Annotated in this window: 17 protein-coding genes; 6 read left to right on the top strand and 11 right to left on the bottom strand. The window is 29.0% G+C overall.

Annotated elements, in window-relative coordinates; translation table 11 throughout:
- Positions 1–40: 40 nt before the first annotated feature.
- From ALEK_RS13520 to ALEK_RS13540, 5 genes are all read right to left on the bottom strand, one after another.
- On the bottom strand, positions 41–1,732 hold the full coding sequence (locus ALEK_RS13520; protein WP_071627050.1) for an FMN-binding glutamate synthase family protein: 1,692 nt from the start codon (positions 1,730–1,732) through the stop codon (positions 41–43).
- 6 nt (positions 1,733–1,738) lie between these two features.
- Positions 1,739–2,170, bottom strand: a complete 432-nt coding sequence (locus ALEK_RS13525) for an HvfX family Cu-binding RiPP maturation protein (RefSeq protein WP_071627049.1) — start codon at positions 2,168–2,170, stop codon at positions 1,739–1,741.
- A gap of 73 nt (positions 2,171–2,243) precedes the next feature.
- Complete coding sequence (locus ALEK_RS13530; RefSeq protein WP_071627048.1) at positions 2,244–2,858, bottom strand: fumarylacetoacetate hydrolase family protein; 615 nt, start codon at positions 2,856–2,858, stop codon at positions 2,244–2,246.
- 3 nt (positions 2,859–2,861) lie between these two features.
- Positions 2,862–3,731 (bottom strand): tetratricopeptide repeat protein, encoded by an 870-nt coding sequence (locus tag ALEK_RS13535; RefSeq protein WP_071627047.1) that lies wholly within the window; start codon positions 3,729–3,731, stop codon positions 2,862–2,864.
- A 72-nt stretch (positions 3,732–3,803) separates the two neighbouring features.
- Positions 3,804–4,235: an HvfX family Cu-binding RiPP maturation protein gene (locus ALEK_RS13540; RefSeq protein ID WP_087148727.1), complete on the bottom strand. Its 432-nt coding sequence runs from the start codon at positions 4,233–4,235 to the stop codon at positions 3,804–3,806.
- Positions 4,236–4,311: 76 nt separating this feature from the next.
- Between ALEK_RS13540 and ALEK_RS13545 the strand changes: the two genes are divergently transcribed.
- Positions 4,312–4,656: a DsrE family protein gene (locus tag ALEK_RS13545; RefSeq protein WP_071627045.1), complete on the top strand. Its 345-nt coding sequence runs from the start codon at positions 4,312–4,314 to the stop codon at positions 4,654–4,656.
- On the opposite strand, the gene ALEK_RS13550 is transcribed toward ALEK_RS13545, so the two are convergent.
- The 3 genes from ALEK_RS13550 to ALEK_RS13560 are packed head-to-tail and all read right to left on the bottom strand — an operon-like array spanning position 4,653 to position 9,226.
- Positions 4,653–5,309, bottom strand: coding sequence for an NUDIX hydrolase (locus ALEK_RS13550; protein WP_173424151.1), 657 nt, complete (start codon positions 5,307–5,309; stop codon positions 4,653–4,655). The genes ALEK_RS13545 and ALEK_RS13550 overlap by 4 nt on opposite strands.
- The gene (bioA, locus tag ALEK_RS13555) at positions 5,309–6,577 is read right to left on the bottom strand and encodes an adenosylmethionine--8-amino-7-oxononanoate transaminase (protein WP_071627043.1); all 1,269 of its coding nucleotides are present in this window, start codon (positions 6,575–6,577) and stop codon (positions 5,309–5,311) included. The genes ALEK_RS13550 and bioA overlap by 1 nt, the downstream gene beginning before the upstream one ends.
- 54 nt (positions 6,578–6,631) lie before the next feature.
- Positions 6,632–9,226: an ABC transporter substrate-binding protein gene (locus ALEK_RS13560; RefSeq protein ID WP_228146292.1), complete on the bottom strand. Its 2,595-nt coding sequence runs from the start codon at positions 9,224–9,226 to the stop codon at positions 6,632–6,634.
- A 163-nt stretch (positions 9,227–9,389) separates the two neighbouring features.
- On the opposite strand from ALEK_RS13560, the gene ALEK_RS13565 reads away from it, so the two are divergent.
- Positions 9,390–9,668 (top strand): hypothetical protein, encoded by a 279-nt coding sequence (locus ALEK_RS13565; protein ID WP_071627041.1) that lies wholly within the window; start codon positions 9,390–9,392, stop codon positions 9,666–9,668.
- A gap of 114 nt (positions 9,669–9,782) precedes the next feature.
- A complete protein-coding gene (locus tag ALEK_RS13570) occupies positions 9,783–9,995 on the top strand; it encodes a hypothetical protein (RefSeq protein WP_071627040.1) in 213 nt (70 codons plus the stop codon).
- Here ALEK_RS13570 and ALEK_RS13575 read toward each other — a convergent pair.
- The 3 genes from ALEK_RS13575 to purH all read right to left on the bottom strand — a co-directional run bounded on the left by ALEK_RS13575 (position 9,992) and on the right by purH (position 12,981).
- Positions 9,992–10,669, bottom strand: a complete 678-nt coding sequence (locus tag ALEK_RS13575) for a DUF2161 family putative PD-(D/E)XK-type phosphodiesterase (protein WP_071627039.1) — start codon at positions 10,667–10,669, stop codon at positions 9,992–9,994. The genes ALEK_RS13570 and ALEK_RS13575 overlap by 4 nt on opposite strands.
- Before the next feature lie 189 nt (positions 10,670–10,858).
- Entirely contained in the window at positions 10,859–11,368 is a 510-nt protein-coding gene (locus ALEK_RS13580; protein ID WP_071627038.1) for a hypothetical protein, read from the bottom strand.
- Between the two features lie 80 nt (positions 11,369–11,448).
- Positions 11,449–12,981: a bifunctional phosphoribosylaminoimidazolecarboxamide formyltransferase/IMP cyclohydrolase gene (gene purH / locus ALEK_RS13585; RefSeq protein WP_071627037.1), complete on the bottom strand. Its 1,533-nt coding sequence runs from the start codon at positions 12,979–12,981 to the stop codon at positions 11,449–11,451.
- A gap of 285 nt (positions 12,982–13,266) precedes the next feature.
- Between purH and ALEK_RS13590 the strand changes: the two genes are divergently transcribed.
- The 3 genes from ALEK_RS13590 (at position 13,267) to nosZ (ending at position 17,401) form a co-directional block, all read left to right on the top strand.
- Positions 13,267–14,094 carry an ABC transporter permease gene (locus tag ALEK_RS13590; RefSeq protein WP_071627036.1) on the top strand — a complete coding sequence of 276 codons (828 nt, stop codon included), beginning with the start codon at positions 13,267–13,269 and terminating at the stop codon, positions 14,092–14,094.
- A 9-nt stretch (positions 14,095–14,103) separates the two neighbouring features.
- Entirely contained in the window at positions 14,104–14,589 is a 486-nt protein-coding gene (locus ALEK_RS13595) for a nitrous oxide reductase accessory protein NosL (protein WP_083574656.1), read from the top strand.
- Between the two features lie 214 nt (positions 14,590–14,803).
- Positions 14,804–17,401: a Sec-dependent nitrous-oxide reductase gene (gene nosZ, locus ALEK_RS13600; protein ID WP_071627035.1), complete on the top strand. Its 2,598-nt coding sequence runs from the start codon at positions 14,804–14,806 to the stop codon at positions 17,399–17,401.
- The last annotated feature ends 162 nt before the right edge of the window (positions 17,402–17,563 follow it).

Below are 17,563 nucleotides of genomic sequence, written 5' to 3' on the forward strand. Positions count from 1 at the left end.
ATATTAACAAAAATCATCTTAAAAATTATGAATATTCTTTTTATTTATCCCTATTCCTATGTAATAAATCATCTTTATTTAATTGGCAAATAGATTTTTTCCCCATTACTGCAAGTAAACCAATAATTCCAGTAATTAAACCATTATGATAATTTGCAACAGTACGTGCTTTTTGCTCAACTAAATACTTGCCTCTTTTTTCTTTATTCATAGTTGCTAGTCCTACAGGACAATCATGTCCAGCTGTTCCAGAACAGTGTCTAGCTCGAATACAACCTGCACTTATCATAAATCCACGAGCAATATTTATAAAATCTGCTCCATAAATAAATAACTCTAAGGCATCATCCGGAGCTAGTACTTTTTCACTTGCAATTATTTTTATTTCATCTTTTAATTTTTTTTCTTTTAAATCAGAGATAACAATATCTAAAGCCTCTTTTATAGGGAGTCCTATTCTTCTCATCATCTCCAAAGGAGCTGCACCAGAACCACCATCTCCTCCATCAATTGTTAGAAAATCAGGAAAAGGAAGATTATTTTTCTTTGAATATAGTATTTCATTTGAATACTCTTCAAAGTTCTCTTTAGAAGAAATTACTATTTTTATTCCCACAGGTTTAGAAGATATACTTTGCAGTTTTCCAATAAAATCAAATAACTCCCTCATAGTAGAAGCAAAAGGAAAACGATTAGGAGAGATTAAATCTTTATTAGCTTCCACACCTCTATAATATGCAACAGAAGCAGTAACTTTATGTGCGGGCAGTTTTCCACCAGTTTGCTTAGCACCTTGAGATATTTTGATTTCTGTCATACGACAAAAAGTCATTATTTTTTTATATCTGCTTTCATCAAAAGAGCCATCTTTATGTTTTACTCCATATAAACCACTACCCATTTGAAAAACAATATCAGCTACATCTTCTGGTATTTGTTTAGGAAACTTATCAAAAGAGGCTTTCCAATTAACCCTATAAAAAAGTACATTCTTTTTATCAAAGTTAAATGATTCATCATCTTCTCTTTGTAGAACCATATCGCAATATAGTTTCTTTGCAATCCTAGCTCCTAAAGTTTTTGAAAAAATCCAATACATACTTCTAGCAAAAATAGTACCTCTTTGTATTTCAAAATACTCTCTATTAGGCAAATATTTATGGGTGATTAAATAGTTTGTAGTTACAGAGCCTTCACCTGTATTTATAGGAAAGCCAGCCTTTAAAGCAGCTATTGTAAAAGCTTGTGTACCTTCTGGAGAAATTGCTCCATCACTCATGGCACTACGTCCTATTAAACTATTGGCCATAAAAGGTATTTCTCTTTTAGCACCAAATGTAATAGCACATTTTTCATCTACTTCATCTACATTTAAAACATGATTTGAGTGTTTGAATAATATCCTATTCTTATCATAAGGTTTTGAAGGAGAAAAACTATAAAAAGTCTTTTTTTCACTGCTAACTCTATTTATCCAGTCTATTTTTTCATAAGAATCAAAATAATCCTCATCTCCAAAATATTGTCGCATAGGGTCACGTAATAAATAGAAGAAATATCGCATTCTTCCAACTAAAGGGTAGTTCTTTAATAGTTGATTATTTCTTTGAATAAATCTATCGTAAATATAAATTATAAAAGATAGTATTACAAAGAAAACAAAAAAACCTTTGAAGAACAAACTCCAATTATATGATAAAATTGTGTTTCCAAATATTGATAATTCATTCATAATAAACTACTTTTTAAATATTAAATAATCTACAGAAAATTTCCCCGCACCATTACTTAAAAATAGACCTAAAAATATTAAATAATATAAAGGTATTTCAAATCCATTATCCCCTGCACTAAAACCATTACCAATATGAACAGTCAAAATTGCAACAACCATTACAATCATTAATGGAATTGACATAATTCTAGTTAAAAAACCAATAGCAATTAATACAACACCTAATAATTCGGCAGTAGAGGCTAAATAAGCACTTAAAGTAGGGAAAGGAATTCCAAGGGTAGCAAACCATGAAGCAACAGAATTTATATCATTCCATTTCATTAAAGCAGGTTCATAAAACCCATAAGCAACAACTAATCTAGCGATTAGTAAAAAAATAGATTGTAGGTTATCAAAGAGCCCACATAATTCATTATATATCTTAGCAGTCATCGTTTACTCCTTATAATATATTCTATTATTATAAGGAGTTTTTATTTATTCTTTGTTTATAAGAAAAATCTAATTATATAGCTTTAAATTTCTCTTCGATTAAAACTTCACCATCATAAAGTATTCTTCCTAGGAATTCATCACCAATAACAAATTTACCAACACCTTTTGGTGTTCCTGTCATTAGGATATCTCCATCATCAAAAGAAAGAAAAGTATTAACCTCTTCTATTATTTCAGAGGGTTTATTAATCATTAAAGAAGTATCACCTTTTTGTTTTAACTCACCGTTAATAAAAAGCTCAACTTCTAATTTATTTATATCACCATCAAAGTTTACAAATTTAGAGAAAACAGCAGAGTTATCAAAAGCTTTAGCTCTCTCCCATGGTAAACCTTTTGCTTTTAATTTTGATTGAACTTCTCTTAGTGTTAAATCAAGACCAAAACCAACTGCTGATATTTTTCCTTCTTCCATTAAAAAAGAAATTTCAGCTTCATAGTGACAAGACTCATGAGCTTTTGGGAAAACTAATTTATTTGTGATTGAAGAGTTTGGTTTTAGAAAAAAAACCATTTCATCTGGAGTATCGTTGTTTAATTCTGCAATATGTTCAGTATAGTTTCTACCAATACATACTACTTTAGATGGGAAAATATTCCCACCTTTTAATATAATATTTTTCATTTATTAAATAAGACCTTTATTTTTCAAAATAGCTAATCTCTTCTTCGAATATGTAGAAGCAGATTTTTCGTACCACATTTTAGCAGTTTCATAGTTTTTTTCTACCACGATACCTTTTTCATTAAAGTAACCTAACCATGACATTGCATATTTGTTACCTTTTTGGGCTGAATCAGTGAAAAGTTTATAAGCAATATTATAGTTTTTTTCAACTCCATAACCTTTTGAGTATAAATATCCTAATTCAGCTTCTCCATAATCATTACCTTTGTCAGCAGTTTTTCCATACCAATAAGCTGCTTGCTTATAATCTTTTGGAACACTCCAACCTTTTTTATAGTAATAACCAAGTTCATTTTGTGCAAAAGTATCATTTTGGAAAGCTGCTTTTTTGAAATAGAAAAAGGCTTTATTAACATCTCTTTTAACACCAGTACCTTTATCATAAAGATAAGCTAATTCTCTTTGAGCTACTGCATCATCTTGATTTGCAGCTTTTTCAAAATAAGTGAAAGCTTTAGCATAGTTTTTGTCTTTTAAATAGATAATTGCCACTTCTCTTTGAGAGTAATAATCTCCAGCATTTGCAGCTTTTTCAAACCACTCAATACCTAAAGCTTTATTTTTTGGAACAATTTTTCCTGAACTAAAGTAATAACCTAACCAACTTTGAGCTATTGGGTCACCAGCATTTGCTTTTTCTTCGTAACATTCAAATCTAATTATATTTTCTGGATGAACTTTACAATCTACAACTTGAATCTTTTTTTCAACTTTAACCACAGGTTTTATTGGTGTAGGTTCTACTTTTTTAGTTGCTGTTGAACATCCAACAAAAAATAGTACCAATATTAGGGAAGATAAATATTTCATAAGAACTCCTTGTAAATAATGGTATTTTAGCACAAAACACCATTATTTAAAGAAGTAAAAAAGGAAGTTTTTTTATTTTTTAGATAAAAAATTATCTAGTGATAATTTACCAGCACCAAATGATGCAAAAATACCTAAAAATAATAAATAGTATAAAGGAATTTCAAATCCGTTATCACCTGAACTAAATCCATTTGCAAAGTGTACAGTAATAATTGCTACTACCATAGTACCAATTAATGGTAAACTAATTAGTCTTGTAAATAGTCCTAAAGCTAATAAAACAACACCTAAACTCTCAAATGTTGCAACCATATACACATTAAGTGTTGAGAAAGGAATTCCCATACTTGCGAACCATGCAGCTGTGTCTTCTATACTTTTCCATTTATTAATAGCAGGTTCAAAGAAACCATAAGCAATCGTTAATCTTGCTAAAAGTAAGAATAGACTTTGGAAATTGTCTAATACTGTTGCTGCTAAATCATTTATTTTACTAATCATAATTTTACCTTTGTGTTAATCAATTAATAAGATTATATAATTATAATATTTACTTTATGTTTAGTAAAGGACAAAAATGAAAAATAACTTACTTATTGTTTGGACAAGTGGTGATGTGGAGGTAGCTAAAAAGTTTCCTCTATTGTATTCTTCGGTTATGCTAGATAGAAAATATTGGGAAAAAGCCCATTTAATGATTTGGGGTCCATCTATTTTGTTAGCAAAAGAAAATACTCAAATTAGAGAAAAACTAGTTGAAATTATTAAAACAGGCGTAAAAATGAGTGCTTGTATTGTATGTGTAGAAGATTATGAAGCAAAAGAAGAACTTGAAGCTTTAGGAATCGAGGTAAATCATACAGGAGAACTTTTTACAAAAGCTCTCAAAGATGATGATGAATGGGCTGTAGTTACGATCTAATATTTAGATAATAGATCATTTATGATAACAGAAGTAATTCCCCAAATTACTTCTCCTTCATATTTATAAACCCATATCTTATGTCTTTTATTTCCCCATGGTTTTTTGTAAGTATCAGGTAAACCTAATTCTTCAACAGGAAATAATACTTCCTTTTCACCCTCTTCGTTATATCTATATGGTTGTATTTCATGTGATAAAGTATACTCTTCTGCTTTTGTTTCTTTGAAAAAAGATAAAGGAATTAGTATTGTTTTCTCAACTTCATTTTTATCTATATTCATAGTTTTTAAAGCTCTTTTTTTAACTACTGCTACAAAAGATTCAATTACTGCACCAATTGGAGCTACATAAGTATCTAATTGTCCAATAATTTTAATATCTTTTTTACCAATACCTAACTCTTCTTTTGTTTCTCTAAGTGCAGTTTGTTTGAAGTTTTTATCAACACCTTCCTCAAACTTTCCACCAGGAAAACAAATATCTCCACCTTGTCTAATATGAGCAGCGCGTTTTTGAAAAAGAATATAATATTCGCCTTTTATTTTAATAAGAGGAATTAGTACAGCTGAATTAAAAAATCTATCTCTTCCTAAAACACCCGGCTTTTTTGGTAGGTTAATTGCTAATTCTTTTAAGTCATCTTTTTTCATCATTTACTCTTTATAGTTTTTATTGCTTCTATCATTACTTGTACAACTTTTCTTAAATCATTTTCTTCTATTGTATAAGCAACGATAGAATATATTAGCTTTCCAAATGGTCTAATCCATACACCATTTTTTACACAGTAATCTTGAATTTCTTGAGCATGAGATTCATCTTTTAACTCAATTACTCCAATTGCACCAATATTTCTAATATCTTTTACTATTTTAATATTTTTAGCATCTTTTAGTTCTTCTTGGAATATTTTTTCAATTTTTAAAACTCTTTCTTGCCAAGAAGTTTCTAATAATAGATTTATACTCTCAATTGCAACAGCACAAGCTAAAGGATTAGCCATAAATGTTGGACCATGCATCAAAATACCTAAATCAGAATTACTAATAGTTTGGGATACATTTTTTGATGTAATCATAGCAGCCATAGTCATATAACCACCAGTTAAACCTTTTCCTAGAGTTAGAATATCAGGTTTAATATCTGCCCATTCACAAGCAAACATTTTTCCTGTATGTCCAAACCCAGTTGCTATTTCATCTGCAATAAAAAGTACATCATATTTATCACAAAGCTCTCTTGCTTTTTTTAGATAAATAGGATTATAAATTCTCATACCACCTGCACCTTGTACAATTGGTTCTATTATAAATCCAGCTAACTCTTCATGGTGTTTTTCAAAGTTTAACTCTAACGCTTCTATTGCCTCACTACAATCACTATCAAAACCTAAAGCAGGAGCTTTTGTAAATATATGTTTTGGTAAGTAAGAGCCATAAATACTATGCATTGAGTTATTTGGATCACAAACGCTCATTGCTGCAAGAGTATCACCATGATAGGCATGTTCACAAGCTAGGAACTTATATTTTTTAAGTCCTTTTGCTTCTTGGTATTGAATAGCTGTTTTTAATGAAACCTCAACCGATACAGAACCACTATCACATAAAAATACACTATGTAAGCCTGTAATATCAACTAATAATTTAGAAAGTACTGCTGCTTTTTCATGGGCTAAACCACCAAACATTATATGTGGCATAATTTCAACTTGTGATTTTAAAGCCTCATTTAATCGTGGATTATTATAACCATGGATTGCACTCCACCATGAGCTCATACCATCGATTAATTCTTCACCTGTTTCTAAAAAAATTGTTGTTTTATCTGTACTTTTTACAGGTAAAAGTGTACTTCTTGATGGCAATGAATTATATGGATGCCATACGTGTTCTTTATCTATATCTAACCAATTCAATAAAAATCCTATTTATATATATCTTTATATTATATCAAAAGATTATTTCATAACTTATTTATCATATAAGACTATTGAGAACTGCGCACCTTTGTAAGAAACGCCATCATATGAATACTCTTTATTTTTTACATCTATAACACCATTCATATATTTATTAATGATTTGTTCACACATATATAAACCAATTCCAGTGCCTTTTGACATATGTTTTGTAGTAAAGTATGGTTCAAATATTTTATTAATAATATTATCGTCTATTCCACCTGCATTATCTCTTATTTTGATGATAGTTTTATCTTTCTTTCTTGTTATTTTTACAAAGATAAATTTCTTTTTTCCAGAAGATGTAACTAATGCATCTTTTGCATTATTCAAGATATTAATAAATACTTGAATAAATTCTGTTTCATGACCATTGATTTTCAAGTCTTCAAAATCACGTATAATTATAATATTTTCAGTATCAAATTTTGAACTTAAAAGATTTATAGTTTTATCTAAAGTAATACTAATACTAAATTCACTTTTCTCTTTGTTTGGCTTAAAAAAGAATCTAAAGTCATCAATAGTATGAGATAAATATTTTGATGAATTTATTATTGAGTCTAAAGTATTCATAAATAGTTCATCATCTAAATCATTTAGTTGTTTTTTGATTTTAAGTCCACTTGCACCTGTACTAATTACAGATAATGGTTGACGCCATTGATGAGCAATATTCTCAATCATTTGTCCCATTGAAGCCATTTTTGATTGTTGTGTTAGGATTCTATCTTTTTGTAAGTTTTCTTCTACTTCTTTATTGATTCTATTCTCTAAAGTACTATTTATTTTTTTTAATTCTTCTGTTTTTTCATCTACTATTTTATTCAATGAAATATTAACTTTATTTAGTAATCTTTGTCTATATAATAAAAACATAAGTACAAACATAACAAATGCAGCCATTTGTAATAATAGTTTTGAATCGAACTCTTTTTGAGATTCTATATGTAACCATTTATTTTTGATTCTTTGTTTATCACTTATAGATACAGAACTAACTGCCTTATTAAAAATACTTGTTAATAGTACATCTTCTTTATTAATTGCAACTCTTAAAGCAATTTTTTCTTCTAATTTACCAGTAATTTTTAGTTTTGATAAATAATCATTTTGTAATAAATACCAAGCAGCACCTAAAGAAGATATTTGACCTAATAATTCATTTTCGTATACTTTATCAAATCCCTCTTTTAAATTATTTGTTTCAACAAATTCAATACTTGGGTATTTTCTTCTTAACTCTTCTAATAAAGAATAACCACGAGTAATTCCAATTTTTACTTTTTTTAATTCACTTAAGTTATCAATAAAAGGAATGTTGTTTTTAGTGATAATCACAGGTCTAATATTAAAATATGAAGAAGTAAAACTCAAATATTTTTTTCTTGATTCATTAATTGAAGCCATTGGTAGAATATCACATTTATTTTCTTGTATTGATTTTAATGACTCAGCCCAAGATAGTGTTGGATATAAAATGATTTTTCTATGAATATTTTCTTCTAATAATTCTACATAATCAGCAGCTAATCCAACTAATTTATTATTGCTAATATCACTATATGGCATTCCATTTGGAATTACACACATTTTTATTGTTTTTTTATTTTTTAAGTAATTTAATTCATGTTCATTTAATCTTGTATCTTTGATTCTTCTATGTTCAAAAACAAAATCATCAAGATTAATAGTCTTATCTGTAAGACCCATAATATTATATAAATCAAAAATTCTTTGTAATTTATCTTTTTTTATTTCACCTAATTTTGAAGTATTAAAATATGATAGTTTTTTTAATTCTGTTGCTTCAAAAATAAGTTCGTCTAGTTTTAGTTTTTGATTATTATATTTGTTATATATTAAAGAAGCAGTTTCTTCAATATTCTCATAAGCGTAACTCCAACCTTTTAATGAAGCCTCTTTAAAAGCTAATACAGAATCAAGATCGTTCTTTATTAACCACTCATTTGTATATAATAAATCACTATACATATCAAAACCAAAAGACTTAGGATCAAAAATATTATAATCTATACCTTTTTGATTTAGAATAAAAGGTGTTTTTGAAATATATGCAGAAATAACGTCTGTATGTCCATCTATTAAATCATTAATATCATGTGTATGTTTAATAAAATTTAAATCTTCAAAGCTTACATTATTTGATCTAATCATTGCTTTTAGAGATACTTCACTAGCATCATCTATTGTTGTCATAATTCTTTGATTTTTAAAATCATCTATTGTTCTAATATTTGATTTTTCAGTACTTAATAATATTAAAGGACTTGCTTGAAAAAGTGCATATAAAGCCACAATATCTTTACCATTAGACTTTTCTAAAATCAAAGTTTCTCGTCCAACGGCAAAATCTATTTTTTTATCACTAACTTCTTGAGGAATATCTGAGCCAAAATCAAAATCAATAATTTCTACATCTAAACCTAAATCTTTATAATAACCTTTTTCTTTTGCAATGTAATAACCTGCAAATTGAAACTGGTTAAACCAGGATAGTTTTAGTTTGATTTTCTTTAGTTCTTTTGCATTTGAAAATACCGATAAAAAAATAAATAATAAGATAAAGATTTTGATTTTCATTATAAGCCTTTTTAAAAAGTAAATATTATAACCAAGAAAATAAAAAACTAATCTTATGATTTTTAGAAGTAAAACTTATAATAATGTATTACTTTATTTAAGTTCTATCATTTTTTTATCATACACTTTAAATATAATTTAAAAAATCTTCCTAGGAGAAAAAATGGAACATAATGATTTAGAATTAAAACATATTGCAACAGTTGATGATAAAAGATATTTTATCTCTACAATTAAAATGCAAGTAAGACACTCTTGGTTAAACCAACACAACGATGTATTTGTATATGAAACAATGATATTCAAAAAAGATGGTGATCAAGTAATTTATCACGAACCTATTTTCAATAGAAGATATAGTACTTATGATGAAGCTATTGATGGTCATGAAAATGCTGTAAATACAATTGGAAGAATTGTAAGAGAAGGTATTCTTTGTTAATCTCATAGGGTTTCCCTATGAGTTACAAAATGGTTACAAAAAAGTAATAAAAAAAAACATTTTTTTAAGTAAAAAGATGTCATTATTCCATCGTAATTTTACAAAAGGATTAAAATGACATTTATACCCCTATCAACTCAACTTCTACAAGCAGTAAAAGCAGACAATGCACACCAAGTAGAAGAACTTATTTCTAACTGTGATTCAAAGAAATCATTAATCGAAGAACATGTATCAGCAAACGGACAAGAATCACTTACTAATCTTTTACCAAAGTTTAGAAGTAAAGGTTTGGTTTTAAATATTCAAGCACTACTAAATATCTAAGAGATAGGATTACCTTCTCTTTGTAACCAAAGACCTATTTCTGCTTTTCCTTTAGAAGTTAAAGAATAAACACCCTTTCCTGCTCTATCAAACCAAGAATAATAGTTGTTATACATAATCTCTCTAGCTTTGGGTTCATCTAAAGCTTTAGCTATATCTGAGGCTTTACAATCCCCATGCTCTTCTAAATATAAAGCAACTTTTAATGCTTTTTGTCTATAAGAAGTAAGAACTCCTTTTTTGCTAGCCATTCCACCAAGATTTGGGTCACCAATTCTACTTTGAAATTCGCCTAAAAGTTTCTCTTTTTTTTGTTTTATTTTTCGTGGTTTATATTCAGATGGATCTAATACAACATCTACTTTATTTTTAACAGTGTCTATTAATATTAGACCAAAACCTAACATCTTTAGAAGTTTAAGGGAGAGTTTTCTTTTTTTCTTGAAAGCTTTTGAATCGTGAGGAATACCTATGTATATAGTAGAAGATAAAGTAAGCCTATCTACACCTTGAAGTAAAACATCAAGATTAAGGGAAAGTTTCAGCTCAACTATCACAGGAGCTTCTTCACCTCGGACTGCTACAACATCACAATCACAAACTTCACCTTTTACTTCATAGTTTTGTGATTCTAAGTATTGTTTTAGTGGTAGATATAAATCAGATTCTTTCATTATGAGTTCTTTTGTATTTAATTTTCAAGTATAGTATATAAAAATCACTTAATTAGTTTTGTATTTAGGGACATTGTCATAAAAATATTATGCTTAAAACATATAATAAAGAAAAGGAGTTATCATATGTTTATAGCTATTAGTTTTTTTGTTGCGGGGTTTTTACTTATTTTTTCTATTTGAGAATATTTATTCCTTACCTTTTAGAAGAGGATATAAAGATTGAGTTTTCAAATAAGATTTAATTTCTTTTTCATAATCCTCACAAAAATCCATCATTTGTCTATTCCTACTTTCCAATTGTTCATTAATATTAATTAAATCATTGATATTGACTTCTTTCTCTTCAAGTCTATCAAGTGCACCATTCTTACCTTTTTTTGTCGAGAAAAAATAAACTTTATTATCTTTAACACCTGGCAGTCCATGAAATAATTGATTTCTAAACTTGAATAAAATAGATAAATTATGAGCTAAATCAAACCAATTCTCTTTATTTTCATCATCAATTTCTAAAATTACCATTCTTCGTAATAATTCAATTTTCTGAGACATTGATGATTGAGGAACAAGAAATCTAGTTGCTAATTTTTCATTGGGTTTACATAAAGTTAAAATTAATAAGCGTAAAGAAGATTCTGCTGAACCAGAATTTAAAACTAATTTACCTAATTGTTCTTGAAACTTAGGATTATCCATAATAAATTTCCTTTTGATAATTAATTTTATTTAATAAGAGAATTAAAGAAACTACTCTATAAGTAGTCTCTTTTAATTTATTAATGTAAGAAGTGTCTTTTGTTTGAGAAGTATAAAGCCATACCAAACTCATTAGCTGCTTCTATAATTTCGTCATCTCTAATAGAACCACCTGGTTCGATTACACATTTAACACCTGCTTCTTGTGCAGCGTCGATTGAATCTCTGAATGGGAAGAATGCTTCAGATGCTAAAGCAGCACCAGTTACATCAATACCTAAATCTTCTGCTTTTCTTAAAGCAGCTTTTGCTGCATCTACTCTTGAAGTCATACCCATACCAACAGCAACCATTGCAGAATCTTTTACATAAACAACACAGTTTGATTTAGTTAATGAAGCTACTTTATAAGCAATTTCCATATCTTTTTTCTCTTGTGTAGATGCCTCTCTAGTTGATTTTAACTCAGAGTTAGTAACCTCATCAGCTTCTACTTTATCAGCGTCTTGGTATACAAATCCACCATCAACAATTTTGAAGTTAAAGTCATCATTTGCCATTTCTAACTTAGTTGTACCTTGTTTGAATAACTTGATTCTTTTCTTCTTGTTTAATTCAGCTTCTGCTTCTTCTGTGAAATCAGCAGCGAATACAACTTCTAAGAAAATTTCATTCATTTTAATAGCTAAAGGCAAATCAACAGTACCATTAACAGCAACAACTCCACCAAATGCAGAGATAGGGTCACATCTTAATGCTTGCTCGTAAGATTCTAATAATGTATCTTTAATAGCAAATCCACAAGGGTTACCATGTTTTACAATACATACAGCGTTATCATCACCAAAAGCAGATGCAATTTTTGCAGCTCCTGAGATATCACCCATATTGTTAAATGATGCTTCACCTTTTAAAGTGATGAATTTGTTTGATAAGTGCTTATCAAATTCGTATAATGCACCTTTTTGATGTGGGTTTTCACCATATCTAGTATCAAATACTTTTTCACCAACGATGAATTGTTTAGCACCCATACCGTTGTTGAATCTTTTGTTCATGTAGTTAGCAATCATTGAGTCATAAGCAGCAGTATGCTCATAAGCTTTAATCATCATATCTCTTCTGAACTCAGGAGTATTAGTATCATTTTTAAGATTGTTTAATACAACATCGTAATCAACAACATCAGTAACAATAATTACAGAGTCATGGTTTTTAGCAGCAGATCTAACCATAGCAGGTCCACCAATATCAATGTTTTCAATAATTTCTTCGAAATCATCAGTTTTTTCAATTGTAGCTTTGAATGGGTAAAGGTTTACACATACTAAGTCAATTCCCTCAACACCAAGTTCTTTTGCTTGATCTAAGTGAGATTGTTTGTCTCTTCTATGTAAAATACCACCGTGAATATATGGGTTAAGAGTTTTTACTCTACCTTCGAAACACTCTGGAAATTTAGTAACTTCATTTGCTTCGATTACTGCAATTCCTGCGTCTTTTAATTTATTATATGTACCACCAGTTGAGATGATTTCATAACCTAATGCAACTAATTCTTTTGCAAAGTTTTCTACACCACTTTTATCACTAACACTAATTAATGCTCTCATGTAACAATTGCCCTTCTTGTTTGTATATAGATAGTTTAATGTCGCGATTATATTCAATTCTTATTTATAAATTGCTTTTATAGTTTGATTATAAAATTTATTAGAAAAAAACCTTACAAAAGGTAAACAAATATAAAAAAAAATCATTTATTTGCAATTTATTGACCAAAGACAATGACAATATAATTCATTATTATACAATTTTACAAGAATTTATAATTTTTTATTGTGCCTTTCTCTCAAATAGCACCTATAAAAATATTATTAAACTAACAAAGGATAATTTTGAAAAATTTATCATTAATTGCATTTCTTGATTTGAAAGAATCAATTAGAGCCAAATGGTTTGTAATTTATTCACTTGTATTTGGGGGAATGATTGCACTATTTTTTATTGCAGGAGTTACTCAATCACAAGTAATGGGTTTTAGTGGATTAAGTAGACTACTTCTTATGTATATTCAAGTAACTATTGTTATTTTGCCAATATTTATTTTGATTACTACAGTACGTTCTATTTCAGGAGATAGAGATAATCATATTTTAGAGTATATGCTTTCTTTCCCTATTTCATTAAAACAATATTATTGGGGTAAAATTTTAGGTAGATTTATTACTGTATTTTTACCTGTATTTTTTGCTATGGTTATTGCCATTATATATGGTGCATTAATCGGCGCTTCTATTCCGTGGAATATTTTCTTTTTATATACTGGATTATTATTCTCACTATCTTCTGCATTCTTAGGAATTGCATTTTTTGTATCATCATTTGTAAAATCAAGTGAAGTAGCTCTTGGAATTTCATTTTTTGTATGGATTTTTCTTTTAGCATTTATTGATATTGCTTTAATTTCTTTAATGATGCAAAGTAGAATTGATGAAGGTATTATTATCACTATTGCATTACTTAACCCTATGGAAATATTTAGAGTTGCTGCAATTTCACTTTTTGATCCAGAATTAACAGTTATGGGTCCAGTTGCATTTTATATACTTGATTCATTAAAACAAACAACATTTGTTTTATTATCAGTGTTATATCCATTTGTATTAGGATTAATGTTTGCATTATTTGGTTATGCAATATTTGCAAAAAAAGATTTAGTTTAAAGGAAATTTATGAAAAGAAATATTTTATTCATCTTAATTATTAGTTTAATGTCAACATTAACATTAAGTGCTAGTGAAATAATGAACTATGATAAAGAAACACGTGGATTAATTAGAAAAATCAAAGTATATCAAGACCCAGCATGGGTTGCTAAAGTTGTAACAAAACAAGGTAAAGAAGCATACTTTATTAGTAGTAAATCTTTATTAGAATTTTATTATGACCCATATAAATGGCCAAGTATGGATATTAAAGACAAAAATGGAATCAAAGATATGTATGTAACTGATTACAAATCATTAAAACCTATTGATGCTAAGTATGCATTTTATGTTTATGGAGGTAGACTTATTTCACCTGCTGGTGACGATTTAGTAACTTTCAAAAACATTGAAGATGCAAAAGAATATTCAAAAATACATAGAGGACAAAGAATCCTTAGTTTTAATGAAGTAAAAAAAGGTCTAATCCAATTATTAAACGGTGATATTTAATCACTGTTTAATAACAAAGCACTCATAAAATGATAATTTTAGGATAAATTTTATCATTAACTCACAAACTCTCAGATAATTAACAAATAATTAACAGTTTTTAGCACAAATTGACATATATCAATTTTTTGAATCTCCCAAAGTGCTAAAATTCAATTATATTAGAAAAATTTGTATAACTTAATCTAATGAATCTATTAAAGGAGATTTAGTGATGAATAAACGATATAGTAAGCTTTCTTCAGTACTTTTAGGAACTGCACTTTCTGCGACAATTGCGTCAGCAGCTACAAGTGACCTTTCAAAAGTAATGAAAGAAAGAGGTCTTACAGAAAATGATGTTATCAGAGCTGCAAAAACATATAATCCTACAGGGGTGAAGGATGAGTATGTAATTTTCTCTTCTGGTGGTCAATCTGGACAAGTAATTGTTTATGGTGTTCCATCTATGAGAATTTTAAAATATATTGGGGTATTTACACCAGAACCATGGCAAGGTTATGGTTATGATAAAGACTCACTTAAAGTTTTAAGACAAGGTAATATTAGAGGTAGAGAGATTAACTGGGGAGATACACATCACCCGGCACTTTCAGAAAAAGATGGGAAATATGATGGTAGATGGTTAGCTATTAATGATAAAGCTAATCCAAGAATTGCCGTTATCGATTTAGAAGATTTTGAAACAAAACAAATTGTTCCAAATCCAGTATTTAAATCAAACCATGGTGGAGCTTTCTTCACACCAAACTCAGAATACATTATTGAAGCATCTCAATATGCTGCGCCTTATGATAATGAATACCACGCGATTGATGATTATAAAGAATCATACAGAGGTGGGGTTACTATGTGGAAATTCGACGATAAAATCGGTCGAATTATGCCAAAAGATTCATATACAATCGAAATGCCTCCATATCACCAAGATTTAAGTGATGCTGGTAAAGGTGCAAGTTACGGTTGGGGATTTACAAACTCATTTAATACAGAAATGTATACAGGTGGTATCGAAGTTGGAAACCCACCAAATGAAGCTGGTATGTCAAGAAATGATACTGACTTCTTACACGTATATAACTGGCAAAAACTTGCGGAAGTTGCAAAAGATCCTAAGAACTTAAAAGTTGTTAATGGTCACAACATTATTCCTATTGAAGTAGCAGTTAAGAATGAAGCTTTATTCTTAATTCCAGAACCAAAATCACCTCACGGTGTTGATGTTTCTCCTGATGGGAAATACATGATCGTTTGTGGTAAATTAGATACTCATGCATCTGTTTACTCGTTTGAAAAAATTAAAAAACAAATTGACAACAAAGAATACATTGGAAAAGATCCATATGGTATTCCAATTTTAGATATGAAAAAATCTTTACATGGTCAATTAGAGTTGGGTCTTGGCCCTCTACATACACAATACTCTCCAGTTGATGGACAAGTATATACATCATTATATGTAGATTCTCAAGTTGTTAAATGGGATTACAAAAACTTAAAAGTTTTAGATAAAGAAAATGTACACTACAACATTGGTCACTTAGCTGGTATGGAAGGTAAAACTTCAGATCCTCAAGGTGAGTACATCATTGCATTAAATAAATTAGCAATTGATAGATTCCAAAATGTTGGTCCATTACACCCACAAAATCACCAGTTAATTGATATTTCTGGTAAAACAATGGATTTATTAGTTGATATGCCATTACCACTAGGTGAACCTCACCAAGCTGTTGGTATTAGAGCGTCTAAACTTAAACCACATGTTAGATATAAAATGGGTACAAACTCTAAGACTGGTAAGATTCATGTTGGTAAAACACTTGCAGGTCAAGAAAGAATTGAGAGAGATGGAAACCATGTAACTATTTATGCTACATTAGTTAGATCTCATATTAATCCTGAAAGAATCACTGTTAATAAAGGTGATTTAGTAACTATGCACATGACTAACTTAGAAAGAGCGCAAGATGAAACTCACGGATTTACTATTGGTGGATTTGATCAACATGCTTCTTTAGAGCCAGGTGAAACAACTACTATGGAATTTACTGCTGATATTGAGGGTGTTTTCCCTTACTATTGTACAGAGTTCTGTTCAGCTCTTCACTTAGAGATGATGGGTTACTTAATGGTTAAAGACCCTAATAAGAAATACGTTTCTGCTACAAAAATGAAAATGAAAACAATGAGCCCTGCTGAATTAAAAGCTGAATATGAGAAGACTGTTGCTGTAAATGCTGCAACTGATTCTGTTATCCAATCAGTTGTTAAATTCTTAAAAGCTAATGGTTTTGATAAACATAAAGTAGTTGCTGATTTAGTAACAGATGCATTTGATCAATATGGACAAATTCCTGCTGAAAAGAAAAAAGCTGACGCTGCTGTTGCTTCTGGTGACATGGAAAAAGCTATTTTACACGAAGGTATGATTTGGCAATTAATGGTTAAAACTGCTGACGTTGGTATTAGAGCAAAAGATACTCTTGTTAGAAAAATTGCAACTGAACAAAGTCCTGCAGCAGCACGTGGTGAAACTGCATTTGCTGAGGGTGGATGTAATGGTTGTCACGTTGTTGGAAAAGTATCATCAGGTCCAGATTTAACTGGTGTACTACAAAGACATGAAAATGGTGAAGATTGGGTAAGTAGATTTATTCAACATCCTGAAACAATGTATGAAGAACCATACGTTAAAGGAATGATTGACTACTTCAAAATTAAAATGCCAGATCAAGATATGTCTGAGAAAGAAACAAAAGATATTATCGAATACTTAAAATGGATTGACGAAAACGCTAATTTATTCTAAAAACCATAAACAATAAAAAAAGAAGAATTTTAATTATTCTTCTTTTTTGTTGATTGGTGTCAACAACAAATTCTACAAAATCCGATACTCTACTAATACAATAAGTTTTAAAGTATAAATTATAATTTGAGTTTATATTTTAAAACTTTTCACAAGGAAACA

This window comes from Poseidonibacter lekithochrous (genome assembly GCF_013283835.1).
Lineage (GTDB): Bacteria > Campylobacterota > Campylobacteria > Campylobacterales > Arcobacteraceae > Poseidonibacter > Poseidonibacter lekithochrous.

Coding starts and splice junctions, on each gene's coding strand:
- purH (WP_071627037.1), bottom strand. CDS start 12,981: ATGAGAGCATTAATTAGTGTTAGTGATAAAAGTGGTGTAGAAAACTTT.
- ALEK_RS13525 (WP_071627049.1), bottom strand. CDS start 2,170: ATGACTGCTAAGATATATAATGAATTATGTGGGCTCTTTGATAACCTA.
- ALEK_RS13540 (WP_087148727.1), bottom strand. CDS start 4,235: ATGATTAGTAAAATAAATGATTTAGCAGCAACAGTATTAGACAATTTC.
- ALEK_RS13550 (WP_173424151.1), bottom strand. CDS start 5,309: ATGAAAAAAGATGACTTAAAAGAATTAGCAATTAACCTACCAAAAAAG.
- ALEK_RS13545 (WP_071627045.1), top strand. CDS start 4,312: ATGAAAAATAACTTACTTATTGTTTGGACAAGTGGTGATGTGGAGGTA.
- ALEK_RS13570 (WP_071627040.1), top strand. CDS start 9,783: ATGACATTTATACCCCTATCAACTCAACTTCTACAAGCAGTAAAAGCA.
- ALEK_RS13560 (WP_228146292.1), bottom strand. CDS start 9,226: ATGAAAATCAAAATCTTTATCTTATTATTTATTTTTTTATCGGTATTT.
- ALEK_RS13530 (WP_071627048.1), bottom strand. CDS start 2,858: ATGAAAAATATTATATTAAAAGGTGGGAATATTTTCCCATCTAAAGTA.
- nosZ (WP_071627035.1), top strand. CDS start 14,804: ATGAATAAACGATATAGTAAGCTTTCTTCAGTACTTTTAGGAACTGCA.
- ALEK_RS13575 (WP_071627039.1), bottom strand. CDS start 10,669: ATGAAAGAATCTGATTTATATCTACCACTAAAACAATACTTAGAATCA.
- ALEK_RS13565 (WP_071627041.1), top strand. CDS start 9,390: ATGGAACATAATGATTTAGAATTAAAACATATTGCAACAGTTGATGAT.
- ALEK_RS13595 (WP_083574656.1), top strand. CDS start 14,104: ATGAAAAGAAATATTTTATTCATCTTAATTATTAGTTTAATGTCAACA.
- ALEK_RS13580 (WP_071627038.1), bottom strand. CDS start 11,368: ATGGATAATCCTAAGTTTCAAGAACAATTAGGTAAATTAGTTTTAAAT.
- ALEK_RS13535 (WP_071627047.1), bottom strand. CDS start 3,731: ATGAAATATTTATCTTCCCTAATATTGGTACTATTTTTTGTTGGATGT.
- ALEK_RS13520 (WP_071627050.1), bottom strand. CDS start 1,732: ATGAATGAATTATCAATATTTGGAAACACAATTTTATCATATAATTGG.